The following is a 12,261-nucleotide window of genomic DNA, read 5'->3' on the forward strand; positions in this document are numbered from 1 at the left end:
GACCAGTGGGACACAAAAGGCCCCACCCTCTGCCACGGCACAGCCGGCATCCTCCAAGCCGCCAACCACCACAACCCCCAACTGGCCCACCACGTCGCGATTCCCCAGCCGCACTCGGCTGCCCCAGGGCTCCTCAACGGCACTGCCGGTACAGCGCTCGCCCTCGCCGACCACGGCGGCCTCCTTGCTCACCCCAGGACCACGACCTGGGATGCTGTCCTGCTTCTCTCGTGACGCCCTGGCCCCAAGGCGGTTGGTGAGCGAACGGATCTCCCGGTGAAGTGGCGGCCCTGACGCGTGCAGTTCAAAACCGTGACGTGTGTCTCATCTCTTCACGGATGCGGACTTTCGGTGACTGAGGGGTGATGATCTTCTTTGCATGTCCAGACCAAGGGGGTTACAAATGAAGAAGCTTCACAGACTGAGACCCGGTATGCCGACCCGGCATGTAGCGCATGCCGTCATAGGTGCTCTGGTGGTCGGGTGGGCTGTGACCGGGGAGACCGTCGCCAGCGCCGAGGCCCCTACCGCAGTGCCTGCGGCGGCTGACTCGGAAAGCTCGGAGGACGCTGCAATCGGCGCTGCGCGAAGGCGCGCAGCCGCGACAGGTGAACGCTCTGAAGTCGAGGCTCTGCGGACCGAGAGTTCGACCACCTACGCCAACCCGGACGGCTCGTTGACGGAGGAGTCGACCACAGGTCCGATCCGGGTTCGAGACGCACGTGGTGAGTGGCGCAAGGTCGATACCACGTTGGTGTACCGCGACGGGGTTGTGCGGCCCAAGCAGGCCGCGACCGATATAGCGTTCTCGGGTGGAGCCGACGCCCCCCTCGCGCAGGTGAGCGCGGGTGAACAGAGCTTCGGCATCAGCTGGGACGGGGAGCTTCCCCGGCCCACGCTCCGGGGCAACACCGCCCTCTACCGCGATGTGCAGGCCGACACCGACCTCGTGCTCACCGCGCTACCCGAAGGCTTCTCCCATCACTTCGTACTCAAGAAGCGGCCGAAAGAGAAGGTGGAACTGCGCATACCCGTGGTCGCTGAGGGCCTCGACCTCAAGAAGACCGCGGACAAGCGACTGCTCTGGAAGGACGCTGACGGCGACGAGGTGGCGACCGCACCCGTCCCCGTCATGTGGGGTGCAGCCGAGGGAACTGCCTCGGGTGAGCCGGAGAAGGTCACGGACGTCGCCGTTTCGGTAGAGACCAGCCGGGACGAGCAGACTCTGGTGCTGAAGCCGGATGACTCGTTCCTCGCGGACGAAGGCGTGAAGTACCCAGTGGTGGTAGACCCGACCAACACGCTGCTGGGCCCCGCAACCGACACCTGGATCCAGGACAGTGCCTACCCGTCCTCTCAGCGCGGATCGACCGAACTCAAGGCGGGAACGTACAACGGCACCGAACGGGCCCGTTCGTACCTGAAGTTCAACACCACCCGGTTCGCCGGTAAGCGCATCGTTGACGCGAGCCTACGGCTGTACTCGCACTGGTCGTCCTCGTGCTCGACCGCGAACTCCGGTATCCAGGTCCGGCGGATCACCAGCGACTGGGACCCTTCCGCCATCTCCTGGTCACGGCAGCCGAGCACGACTACTGCCGCCGCCTCAGTGTCCAAGGCAGCAAAGGGATACAACTCAACCTGTCCTGCCGGACAGGTGTCATGGAACGTCAACGGCATCGTCCAAGCCTGGGCTGACGGTCAGCCTGACCACGGGCTGCGGTTGGCCGCTGTTGACGAGACCGATCCGCTCACTTGGCGACGCTACCGGTCCGCCAACTACGTCAGTGGATCGCACGACGCGGCGAACGAGCCGTCTCTGATCGTCACTTACAACTCCGTTCCCGGGGCCCCCACCGCGCTGGGCCTGAGTCCGCTCAAAGCCGACACCATGCTGACCACTGCCGGAACGCTCACCCCCACCCTGCGGGCAAAGGTGAGCGACAGCGACGCGCAGAGCTCATTGGTCACCGAGTTCCAGGTGCAGCCGGACCCGGCGTTCGCCGACACCACCTATACGTGGACGGGTAAGACCACAGCGTTTGCACCGGGCGCTACGGCCACGGTCCAGGTCCCCGCTGCCTCAGCCCTCCCTGATGGCGCTCACCTGCGCATGCGCGCCCGCACCAGCGATGGGGTCGATACCTCGGCCTGGTCGGGCTGGACCGTCTTCCGCGTGGACGCGACCGCCATTGCGCCCGCTGACCCTCCCGCGGCGTTGCAGACCGGAGCGACGGACACACCCACACCACTGGTCTCCGGCATCGTCACCTCGCCGAACGGTGGCATGGTCGAAGCCCAGTTCCGCCTCCGGAACCCAGAAGGCACCGAAACACTGGGCACCCAACTCGTCGAGAACGGTCAGCGCGCAAGCTTCCAGATACCGGCTGACCGCCTCACAGGAACAGGCCCGTTCGCCTGGTCGATGAGGGCTTGCTACGCGAGCAAGTGCTCCGCCTGGACCACGTTCGCCTCAATCGCAGCGGGGTCATCCGGCGGCCTGCCGACCCCTCCAGTCCCTATGTCCTCGGCCACTGTGCCACTGAGCACGGCAAGCGCCTGCGTCGGGGATAGCGGGTGCGTCGGACGGGCCGGCACTCCGCTCAGAGTCGGAGAGATATCGGGTCGAAGCTGGCGCACGTACCTCAAGGCAGACCTGTCAAAGCTCCCTGCTGGCGCGCAGGTGACCAACGCAGTGCTCAACCTCCACACAAGCGGAACGACACCTCGGGTGGCCGTGCACGCACTCAACGAGGAGTGGACGACTGAGGGAACAGGCGACAGCCTGGACGCCGTCAGTGCGCCCGAGGCCAACCTGATGGCCACTGCTCCTTGGGAGCTAGATGTCACCGCGCTGGTTACAGGCTGGACCGACGGCGCAAATGTCAACCACGGTCTCGTTCTCCGCATGCCCAAGGACGCTGCGAGTGGTGCCGGCATCAGCTTCAGTTCGGCCACGCTCACGGTTGAGTACGGAGTCGCCACAGCGCCGTCGACGCCGACCGGACTTCGCGCTCGCGCCGGAGACGGTGGTGCCCTGGTGACATGGAACGCAAGCAAGGACAGCGGGTACAACGACTCGGTCCTCACCTACGAAGTGTCCGCCGTAGACGCCACAGGCGCGGTGGTCGCCAAGAAGACCACCGAAGGCACAGACGTAGTTCTGACCGGCCTTACCAACGGAACGTCGTACACCTTCCGGGTTACCGCTTCGAACCCGTACGGCACCAGTGGAAGGGTCACCAGCGGAGCGATCACGCCGGTAAGGGCTTCGCCGGACGGCGCGTCGTATGTGCAAGCGGTCCGGGAGTACCTGCAAGCCAGCGCATCGATGACCACTGGCGCCCATCACACCGCCTCCAGCGCCACACGCGGGCGTCCTAACGCCGCACGCTACTCATCGCTGCTCAAGGCGGAGGAGTCGTGGCTGATCGACACACGGGATGCGTTGAATGCCGACGACCTCACCTTCACATCCATCACCTCGACAGTGTCCGACGCCCTGGTGATGCCTGCCGGCGACGGCTCGGTGGCCGTTCGTGCCAAGGTAAGAGAACAGCGGTTCCTCGCTGACTCACCTGCTGATCCGGAGACGAGCGAGGAGACCGTGCTCTTCTCGTTCGCCGGAGACACCCCTTCGCTGCGCAGCAAGATGGACGCAACCCAGTACGAGCAGAAGCTCCCTCGAGGTGAGGAGGCGTTCATCATGACGACGTACGGAACCGTCGAGGACGGGGCGCCCTCGGTTCGACCCTCCTCAACCGGTGGCCTGGTCTCAGAGCAGCGTCTCGAAGGCCCGCTCTTTGTCACGCCGTTCGCCATCATCGACGCCAAGGGCACGTCGAAGTGGGCGAGGGCAAACTACAACGCACCCCATGAGTACAGCCAGAACTGCACCAACTACGTCTCCAAAGCCCTCTACCACGGCGGCGGCATGCGCATGAAGGGCACGAACAAGGACAAGAGGAGCATCAATGTCTGGTGGCGGACCAAGCACATAGCACCGCCACACTCTGGAGGTGGCATCTACTACAAGAACTCCCACACCTGGACGGTTGCCGACCACTTGCGTAGGTTTCTTGAGAAGCACAGCAAGGGTGTGGTGAACACGGAGACCAAGCAGCAGCACGCCAAGGTCGGTGACGTGGTCTTCTTCAAGTGGGGTGGCAAGGGGACCTGGGACCACGCCGGCGTGGTCACCAAGATGTCCAAGGGGAAGGCATACGTGAGTGCGCAGAACAAGAACCGGCTGGACCAGCGTCTCGACGTCTACATCAAGAGCAAGAAGGGCACGTGGGCGGACATCGTCCGCGTCGAGCCGAGATGGTACTGATGCTACGGACCCGCGTATCCAAGCGAACAGTGGCTGTAGCGGCTGCCGTGTGCGTCTGCCTTGCTGCTGCCGCTTGGTGGCTTCTTCGTGACCCGACGCCCTATGAACTACGGGACGCACCGAAGGTCCAGGTGACGGTTCAGCCGGCAAAGTCTCGCTACCCGGACGTGAAGGAGATGGCGCAGGAGACCGAACTGGTGATCAAGGTGTACCTACAGCGACTCCAAGCCGGGGACGCCGCTGACCTCGCACGTATCGGCGCACCCTGGTACACCGGCCGGGAGCAGGCGGCGCATAAGCTGATCTCGCAGTACGGCGAACGTGCCAGTGCGCCTGTCAAAGCAGTCGTGGCCGACCCGGTCGTGCCGTACATGACGTACGTCAACCTCCACTTCGCTGATGGAAGCAAGCAGAGGATTGACCTCTCCAAGGACGGGCGCGTGTGGTGGCTACAACTAGGCGACGGCGACCCCGTGAAGCCCTAGGAAACGGCGAAGCATGACCAGGGCCGCCGCCCACGGACGAGCCATCCGTGGGCGGCGGCCCTGACTCGTCGGCATCATGTTTGTGCCGACAAAGACACGAGCTGCAAAGACCTGGCCAAGGAGGCTTATGCGTGAGCGGCTGGGCGCCTACGGGGCGTCAGCGTCTGGATGGCGTGGCACGGGCTGGGCGTTCTGGCCTCGCGTCCCCGGAACGAGAGGGACCACCCGGACTCTTCCGGACGGTCCTGACCAGGACTTTTAATCCATTGGTTGTGGGTTCGAGTCCCACACGGCCTACTGACCGCAGTGACGGGGGAACCGCCTCTGACCTGCTACGCAGCGTCCGGATCGGCTTCGGCCGACTCGGGCGCTGCTTCGTCTTCCGGCTCATGCGTGAGCGATGCGTGAGCGGAGGTGTCCTCGACCCCGTCCTCCGCCACCGGCTCCGCCTCCTCCGCCGTCGCCTCCTCAGGGACATCCCGCCGCTTCCTGGGGACGAGCCCGGTGGCCTTCTCGGCGATCTCGCGGTCCAGTTCGGGTAACAGGCTCGTGTAGGTGTCCGAGGTGAGCGCGATGGTCGAGTGCCGCAGCGTCTCCTTGACCGAGTGGATGTCACCGCCGCCGCCGTGCGTGAGGGTCGCGGCGACGTGCCTCAGGTCCCGGAGCTTGATGGGCGGCAGGTCCGTCAGCGCCAGAACGCGGCGGAAGCTCCTGGAGATCGTCTCCCGAACTCCACGCCCGCCAACCGACAAGCGACACCCACCGAGCCCTCACCAACGACGTTCGCACCGCTGTCCCCCAGCACGCCGAGCGCATCCTCACCGACCCGGCTTGGCCAGCACTCGCCACCGTCCTCGCCGACGCCGAAGCCGGCGGCCACAAACCCCACCAACTCCTCAAGGAAGCCGCCGAGCGCCGCGAACTCACCACCGCACGCCAACCCGCCCGCGTCCTGATCACCCGCATACAACACACCAGCCGCAACCCCGCACCCAACCTCCGCGCCGAAGCCGCCCGCCGCCGCACGACGGCAGGCTTCTACATGGCCAACCGGCAGCTCACGTCCTGAAAGTCGGCAGGGCCCCCAGCCCCTTCGGGACAGCGCCGACACCGCTAGCTTCGCCCGCGCCGGTTCCTCGCTCGTAGTTGGCAGCGTGCCCTGGGCGCGAACGGTCAAAGCACCGTGCACCAGCGGTCAACAGCGGACCCGCGGTTCAGTGACATTGTCGACGGCGCGGAGAGGAGACGGGCTCGGTTGGGCCCGTCAGTCCGTGCACGTGAGTGACCGACTGAGCCGGGTGCGCCGTGATCAGCACGCTAGGTCTTGGTGTGTCCGGTCAAACTCTGGACGGAGAATCCAGTGAATCTGAAAGAGGAAAGTTTGAGTAGAAGGCGACTACGCGCGAAATCCTTCACGCGTAGTCGCCTCCTCGCCGCGACCGTCGCGATCGCTGCGGCGCTCACGATGTCCACTACGGCCGCAGCGGCGCACAGCCCGCACCCTGGACCCGTTAAGGCCCACGGATGCCAGGTCACGATGAAGACGCCGCGTCTGCACTCCGTAAACCAGGTGAATGCGATGGCAAGGGTGGACTATTGCTCCAGCAAGACACCTGTCGTGACGATCTACCTGGCCTACCGGACGTACCAGAACGGCAAGTGGTCGGGCTGGAACCGCTACCTCCTGGGATCTGGGTGGAACCTCCACCCAGAGAAGAACTATGACATTCATGGGTTCAATCACCCGGACAAGTTCCAATGTGTCCGTGGTGTAACCCGCGTCATGCATGCGACCGTGGTCAAGATTGGGATCGACAACGTGCACAGCGGCACTGCGCACCGCTCGGACCGGACGATCACGTCCTTTTGCTAGGGGCGCATCGTTCCTTGCTTAGGAGAGGGGGAGGCGCTCGGCCGGTCCGAGTACGGGCTTGCTCGGACCGGCTGTCGCGGTTCAGGGGCGTGCTGTCAGGCGCCTGGACGCACCTGGGCGAGGAAAGCGGCGAACTGCTGGTGAGTGACCAGCAGGGCCGGGCCATTGGGAATCTTGGAGTCGCGAATCCCGACCGCACGGTAGGCGGTGTCGGTCAGGTCGGCGACCTCCACGCAGTTGTTGCCGGTGCCGCCGCTGTAGGAGGACTTGCGCCAGTGGGCGCCGGCCAGTTCGGTGGCCTTCGAGGTGCGGGTGTGAGTGGTCATTCGGTGATCTCTCGCGATAGCAGTTTCAGGAACCTCGGGGTGTCCTCGGGCGGCAGGGACGACGCCACGAGCGCGTTGAACCTGCGGGAGAACTTCCCGACCTCGCGGGGTGTGTCGGTGACCGACGAGGCACCCCACGCGTTGTCGACCTGGACCGTGGACGGCAGGGTGTCGCCCAGGTTCAGGATGCTGAAGTCGTTCACGGCCAGGTAGCCGCGCACGGTCTGGGGGAGCACCTGGACCGTGACGTGGTCCAGCGCCGTGAGCTTGATGATCTCGTCGTACTGTTCGCGCATGATCTCGCTGTTGCCGACGATGTAGCGAAGGGCGGGCTCGTAGAGCACGGCCCACAGCCGCAGGGGTTCCTCCTCCCGTGTGAGGGCTTCCTTGCGCCGCATCCGCACGTCGACGTTCTGCCGGATGAACTCGGTCGTGGTTTCCTCGATCGGCTTCATCGTCTCGTACAGCGCCTGGGCGTACGAGCGGGTCTGCAGCAGTCCGAGCACCAGACACGGGTGGAATGCCTGGATCTCGATGGCGGCGGACTCGATACCGACGAAGCGCGGCATGCCGGAGGGCATCGCGCCCTTGTACTGCGTCCACCACTCCCGGCTGGAGGACTCGCGCTGGATGGCCATCAGGCGTTCGATGTCCTCCTCGTCCTCGACGTGGTAGCGCGCGAGGAGCGTGCGTAGGTCGCCGGAGCTGCGCAGGTCCCGCAGCCCGATCTCGACGCGGTAGAGCTTGGTGTCGGACAGCGGCAGACCCTCGACCGCCTCCTCCAGGGTGAGCCCGGCCTGCTTGCGCAACTCCCTCAACTCGTGACCGAGTTCGATCCGCCGTGCCGTCGGTCTTGCCCGTGCTGCCACGTGTCTGCCTCCCGGCCTATGTGCGAGCCGCCGCTGCCGATGTGCGGAGTGTGGCACGCCAAGTGCTGGTCGAAACAGCCCATGCGCTTGCCCTGGCATGTACCACTTTCCCGCAGGTGCGACTTCCCGTGCGGTTTCCCTTGCGGTTCCACTATGCCGACCGCCACCGTGAACGTGCGCCCAGAAAACCGAAGTTGGTCGACGGCGTTCGTAGTACTGCCTGCTTCGGCGTACGTGCCCGACGAGCAGGCCACCAGCTCCTGTGCGGCTCACCCTTGGGAGGCGGTATGCCCGTGTGCTCCAACCCCAGCGAACCCCTCAGGTACTCCAACACTGCTGCCGCCGGGCAACCGACCACGCCGATAGCGGCGGAGGCCGCGGACTTCCGCGCCGCCCACGGCCCGCCCGCGACCTGGGACGCGCAGGAGTTCGAGGTCTACCTGGACCTGGAGCGCGTCGGCACCTCGGCGACGAAGCAGACGGGAGACGCCCCCACATGAGGACATCGAAGGCAGCCCCCTTCCGCGTCGGTGACCGCGTGCGCGGCATGTCCTACGTGCACCCCGACCGGCGACGTTGGGAGAAGCCGGAGCCGTTCGAAGGCGTGGTGGTGCAGGTCGGCAGCGGATACGCCGGCGTGGACGCCGAGCACTCCTTCGTATGGACCCGGCTTGCCGATCACACCGAGCGCCAGTCCCTCATCTGCGAGACCGAGCTGGTGCAGCCGGCCGGAGCCGAGGAGGCGTCCCGCTGATGCCCTCCCGACACCGCAAGCCCAGGCCGGACTGCGACGGCGTGTTCGTTGGCGTCGCGCTGGTCGCGGCGAACCTGTTCGGCCTCGGCTTCGCCGCCACCCAGGTCGCTGGCGAACACTCCGTGAGCGCGGCTCGCGTGGCCGACGTCCCGCCCACCGACGGCTCGCCGGACGCCCGCCCCGCCCCGGGAGCGGCGGAGGAGTGAAACCCCGACCGCGCGGCCGCCCAGCGCCCTGTCCCGGCCGGGTGAACTCCGCCCCGGCCGGGACAGGCACCACGCGGGATGTCCGGCTCTCCAGGACGAGAGCGGTTCGAACAACGAGAGACCACGTGTCGTAGTCGAGTGGTTACATGACCGAGTCGAGAGGTGGCGCGATGGAGGACGACGGGATGACAACTGAAGTCGACAGGAGCACCGAGGAACTGCGGGTGCGCATGGTGAAGAGGCTTGTGGAGCGCGGGGTGATCGTGTCCCCTGCCGTCGAAGCGGCGTTCCGTGCCGTACCTCGCCACCGGTTCGCCCCGGAGGTGTCGGCGGCGGAGGTGTACGAGGCTCCGGAGGCGATCTTCACCAAGCGGGCAGACGGGGGCCGCGCGGTCAGTTCCGTCTCGGCGCCCTGGCTGCACGCGAGGATGCTGGAGGCAGCAGAACTGGCGCCAGGGATGAACGTGTTGGAGATCGGTTCCGGAGGCTGCAACGCCGCACTCCTGGCCGAGATGGTCGGCCCCGGCGGCTCGGTGACCACCGTGGACATCGACCCTGACATCACCGACCGAGCCCACCGGCTACTGGCGGAGACCGGCTACACGCGGGTCGCGGTCCGTACGGCTGACGGCGCGCAACCGCTGGGCGAGGCCCCGGCCGGGGGATGGGACCGCATCGTCGTCACCACCGGGGCCGCCGACCTCCCGGACGCGTGGTTCAGCCAACTGGCTCCGACGGGACGGCTGATCGTCCCGCTCCGCTTCCGCAGCCTTTCCCGCACCCTTGCCTTCACCTGGGAGGGCGAGCACCTGCGCAGCGACACGACGGTCGTCTCCGGCTTTCTGGCGATGCAGGGGACCAGCGCGCAGGCCCCGCGCGTGGTGAGGCTGGCCGACGCCGACGTACGGCTCATCGTCGACGAGGACCAGCCCGTCGACGACCTGGCACTGAGCCAGGCGTTCGCCGACCCCCGGCAGGAACGGTGGACCGGAGTGGAGCTGACCGGCTCAGAGGGTTTGCTGCCCCGCCTGGACCTGTGGCTGGCCGGCGCGGTCACTCCCTACGGTCGACTGCGCGCCACGAAGGCCGCAGCCGAACGCGGCCTGGTCGGCTGGGTCCTGGGCAGCGGCGCGGGCGCGGTGTGGAACGGCGACTCACTCGCCTACCTCACCCTGCGCCAAGCCCCCTACACCCCCGAACACTTCGAACTGGGCGTCACCGCGCACGGCCCCACCAAGGACAAGCTCGCCGCCGACCTCGGCGACGCCGTCCGGCAGTGGGACGCGACGGCACGCCACAGCGGCGACCCGGTCGTGCACGCCTATCCCCGCCGAGGCGCCGAGCAGCCAGTGGGCGTGGTGATCGAGAAGCCCAGCGCCCGGCTGACTGTCACCCCATAGCTCGGACCGGCCCGACCCGTGGCCGATCCGTACCAACGGTCCCCGGACAGAGCCCGGCGACCTGACCGACAAGGAGGACGGAATGACACTGCCCCTTGCACCACCGCCCCAGGAGTTGGCGGATGCCTTCGACCTCGACCTTCAGCAGCGCTCCATCGGCGAGCTGACCGTCTGGCTGAGCGACGGAGACGAGGAGGAAGACGCGGGCGACACCACCGGCGACGGCTGCGGCGAATCCCCGCCCCAGGGCCCGACCACCGGCTGCTGAGCCAGCGGTACGGCACCAACCGGCCGGGTGCGGACGCGCACCCGGCCCCCTTCCCTCCCCTCCGATCAGGCCCTGAAACGAACGGGTGGTGTGATGCCCCGCAGACTCTTCTCCGCGCAGCCAGTGGCCATGGCCCGCATACCCCTGCGCCCCCACCAGGACGAGAGCACCCTGACTGACGGGCTCCTGGCCGAGGGCATGTTCCTGGCCAGCCGCAGTGCCGAGCAGGCCCTGGAGCAGGGAGAAGAACGGGGGCGGGCCACGCTCCGGGCCTACGACGTCCGTTCCCGCCGCCGCACCACCCCGCACGGGGTCTTCGCCGGAGTGACGACGGCGTCCCTCACCGCAACGACGACCACCCTCCGGGTCAGTTCCGCGCACCACGCCGTCACCACACCGAGCCCCGCATGGCTGACCGCCGTCGCCCGCCGACTCCTCGACGAGGAACCTGGCCTCCTCCCCGCACTCAGCCTGACGACTACGAACCTCGTTGCCCGACGCGGAGGCCGACTGGAGGCCGAGCACCCGGCCGCCGACGGCGCCGAACTCGGCAGCGTGCGCGAAACTGCGGTCTCCCGCTGGCTACTCCAAGCATGCGCCGACGGCGCACGAACCGCCGACGTCCTCGACCAACTCGCCCACCGCTACCCGACAGCAACGAGGGCGGACATCACCCACGCAGTACAGAACATGATCGACGCCGGACTGCTCCTCTGCGACGTCCTCCCGACCGACCTCCGAGACGATCCGGTCCGGCACCTCCTCAACCGCCTCCTGACAGACGCCACGGCAGCCCCCGGCCTGACGCGGTTACGCGCTCTCCTCGCTGACGCCGACGCCCACTCTCCCGGCGCACCACAGCGGCGCACGCTGCTGTCGGCAGCCCGAGACGAGACGGACGCCCTCCACCACACCGCCCGCCCGCTGGTTGTCGACACCCTGGCGAACGCGGAGATCGTCCTTCCTCCCTCGGTAGGCGACCAAGCCGCCCTGGCCGCGTCGGTGCTATGGCGCATCGGCCACCGCAAACCGCCACTGACCGACTACCACCGCCGGTTCTGCGCCACCTACGGCCGCCACCGACTCGTACCCCTACCCGAACTCCTCGATCTCACGACAGGACTTGGACCACCCCCACCGCACGACGCGCTCGGCGTCGAGGAAGAACTCGGCCCCACCCGCACCGCCGCGCTGGCCACCCTCCTCTCCGACGCCCTTCGCACCCACGCAACGGAGATCGCCCTACAGGACCGCCACCTCGACCAACTCGCGCACCACTCGACGCTCCCACCACCACGCACCGCCGAAATCCACATCCAACTCCTGAGCGGACCCGACCACGACCTACGCATCGCCGTATGCCCCGGAACGGGCTCCCAGGACGCCGGGGCCGCACCAGGCCGCTGGGCACGTTGGCTACCCGACCTGGTCCCACCCGAACCGGAAGACGACGGCACCGGCCCGATGGTCGCCGAAATCGTCTGCCGCGCCCGCACCGCAGCCTCCGGCGCCCTCACCACCGAGACCCGGGCAGCCCCCTGGCGCATCCCACTCGGCGTACCCACACGCCCCGGCGACCTACTCCCCGAAGAACTCGCGGTCACCACGACCGGCGACCACCTGACGCTGTGGTCCACACGGCACGACCGCCTCGTCACCCCCGTCCTCTACAGCCGCATCGCCCCACGCCTGCTGCCCCCGGCCGCCCGCACCCTCCAGCTACTCGGCCATGCCGGGGCCCGCCCTC

Annotated in this window: 11 protein-coding genes and 3 pseudogenes; 11 read left to right on the plus strand and 3 right to left on the minus strand. The window is 67.3% G+C overall.

Going from position 1 to position 12,261, the window contains the following annotated elements:
- From FNX44_RS28970 to FNX44_RS16430, 3 genes and pseudogenes are all read left to right on the plus strand, one after another.
- Nucleotides 1-234 (plus strand): annotated as a pseudogene (locus FNX44_RS28970) (hypothetical protein); the annotation flags it as partial.
- 169 nt (nt 235-403) lie between these two features.
- Entirely contained in the window at nt 404-4,333 is a 3,930-nt protein-coding gene (locus tag FNX44_RS16425) for a DNRLRE domain-containing protein (protein ID WP_173019204.1), read from the plus strand.
- 176 nt (nt 4,334-4,509) lie between these two features.
- A complete protein-coding gene (locus FNX44_RS16430; RefSeq protein ID WP_173019205.1) occupies nt 4,510-4,818 on the plus strand; it encodes a hypothetical protein in 309 nt (102 codons plus the stop codon).
- Nucleotides 4,819-5,150: 332 nt separating this feature from the next.
- On the opposite strand, the pseudogene FNX44_RS28975 reads toward FNX44_RS16430, so the two are convergent.
- Nucleotides 5,151-5,543: pseudogene (locus tag FNX44_RS28975) on the minus strand (site-specific integrase); the annotation flags it as partial.
- Between the two features lie 2 nt (nt 5,544-5,545).
- Here FNX44_RS28975 and FNX44_RS28980 point away from each other — a divergent pair.
- Together FNX44_RS28980 and FNX44_RS16445 are read left to right on the plus strand one after the other, a co-directional pair.
- Nucleotides 5,546-5,887, plus strand: a pseudogene (locus tag FNX44_RS28980) (mobilization protein); the annotation flags it as partial.
- Between the two features lie 291 nt (nt 5,888-6,178).
- A complete protein-coding gene (locus FNX44_RS16445; RefSeq protein ID WP_143649014.1) occupies nt 6,179-6,691 on the plus strand; it encodes a hypothetical protein in 513 nt (170 codons plus the stop codon).
- 95 nt (nt 6,692-6,786) lie between these two features.
- Here the strand turns inward: FNX44_RS16445 and FNX44_RS16450 are convergent, their stop codons facing one another.
- Together FNX44_RS16450 and FNX44_RS16455 are read right to left on the minus strand one after the other, a co-directional pair.
- Nucleotides 6,787-7,017, minus strand: coding sequence for a DUF397 domain-containing protein (locus FNX44_RS16450; RefSeq protein WP_143649015.1), 231 nt, complete (start codon nt 7,015-7,017; stop codon nt 6,787-6,789).
- The gene (locus FNX44_RS16455; RefSeq protein WP_143649016.1) at nt 7,014-7,886 is read right to left on the minus strand and encodes a helix-turn-helix domain-containing protein; all 873 of its coding nucleotides are present in this window, start codon (nt 7,884-7,886) and stop codon (nt 7,014-7,016) included. Before FNX44_RS16455 ends, FNX44_RS16450 begins: the two co-directional genes overlap by 4 nt.
- 287 nt (nt 7,887-8,173) lie before the next feature.
- Between FNX44_RS16455 and FNX44_RS16460 the strand changes: the two genes are divergently transcribed.
- From FNX44_RS16460 to FNX44_RS16485, 6 genes are all read left to right on the plus strand, one after another.
- A complete protein-coding gene (locus tag FNX44_RS16460; protein WP_143649017.1) occupies nt 8,174-8,386 on the plus strand; it encodes a hypothetical protein in 213 nt (70 codons plus the stop codon).
- Nucleotides 8,383-8,640: a hypothetical protein gene (locus FNX44_RS16465; protein WP_143649018.1), complete on the plus strand. Its 258-nt coding sequence runs from the start codon at nt 8,383-8,385 to the stop codon at nt 8,638-8,640. Before FNX44_RS16460 ends, FNX44_RS16465 begins: the two co-directional genes overlap by 4 nt.
- Complete coding sequence (locus FNX44_RS16470; protein WP_143649019.1) at nt 8,640-8,846, plus strand: hypothetical protein; 207 nt, start codon at nt 8,640-8,642, stop codon at nt 8,844-8,846. The genes FNX44_RS16465 and FNX44_RS16470 overlap by 1 nt, the downstream gene beginning before the upstream one ends.
- Before the next feature lie 146 nt (nt 8,847-8,992).
- On the plus strand, nt 8,993-10,246 hold the full coding sequence (gene fxlM / locus FNX44_RS16475) for a methyltransferase, FxLD system (RefSeq protein WP_143649020.1): 1,254 nt from the start codon (nt 8,993-8,995) through the stop codon (nt 10,244-10,246).
- Between the two features lie 82 nt (nt 10,247-10,328).
- A complete protein-coding gene (locus FNX44_RS16480) occupies nt 10,329-10,514 on the plus strand; it encodes a hypothetical protein (protein WP_143649021.1) in 186 nt (61 codons plus the stop codon).
- A gap of 129 nt (nt 10,515-10,643) precedes the next feature.
- Nucleotides 10,644-12,261, plus strand: a 1,618-nt coding sequence (locus FNX44_RS16485) for a lantibiotic dehydratase family protein (RefSeq protein WP_173019206.1), incomplete at its 3' end; no start/stop codon positions are given.

Origin of the sequence: Streptomyces alkaliterrae (genome assembly GCF_007097205.2) — a bacterium.
Taxonomy (GTDB): domain Bacteria; phylum Actinomycetota; class Actinomycetes; order Streptomycetales; family Streptomycetaceae; genus Streptomyces; species Streptomyces alkaliterrae.

Coding starts and splice junctions, on each gene's coding strand:
- FNX44_RS16470 (WP_143649019.1), top strand. CDS start 8,640: ATGCCCTCCCGACACCGCAAGCCCAGGCCGGACTGCGACGGCGTGTTC.
- FNX44_RS16480 (WP_143649021.1), top strand. CDS start 10,329: ATGACACTGCCCCTTGCACCACCGCCCCAGGAGTTGGCGGATGCCTTC.
- FNX44_RS16460 (WP_143649017.1), top strand. CDS start 8,174: ATGCCCGTGTGCTCCAACCCCAGCGAACCCCTCAGGTACTCCAACACT.
- FNX44_RS16430 (WP_173019205.1), top strand. CDS start 4,510: ATGGCGCAGGAGACCGAACTGGTGATCAAGGTGTACCTACAGCGACTC.
- FNX44_RS16450 (WP_143649015.1), bottom strand. CDS start 7,017: ATGACCACTCACACCCGCACCTCGAAGGCCACCGAACTGGCCGGCGCC.
- FNX44_RS16425 (WP_173019204.1), top strand. CDS start 404: ATGAAGAAGCTTCACAGACTGAGACCCGGTATGCCGACCCGGCATGTA.
- FNX44_RS16465 (WP_143649018.1), top strand. CDS start 8,383: ATGAGGACATCGAAGGCAGCCCCCTTCCGCGTCGGTGACCGCGTGCGC.
- fxlM (WP_143649020.1), top strand. CDS start 8,993: ATGACCGAGTCGAGAGGTGGCGCGATGGAGGACGACGGGATGACAACT.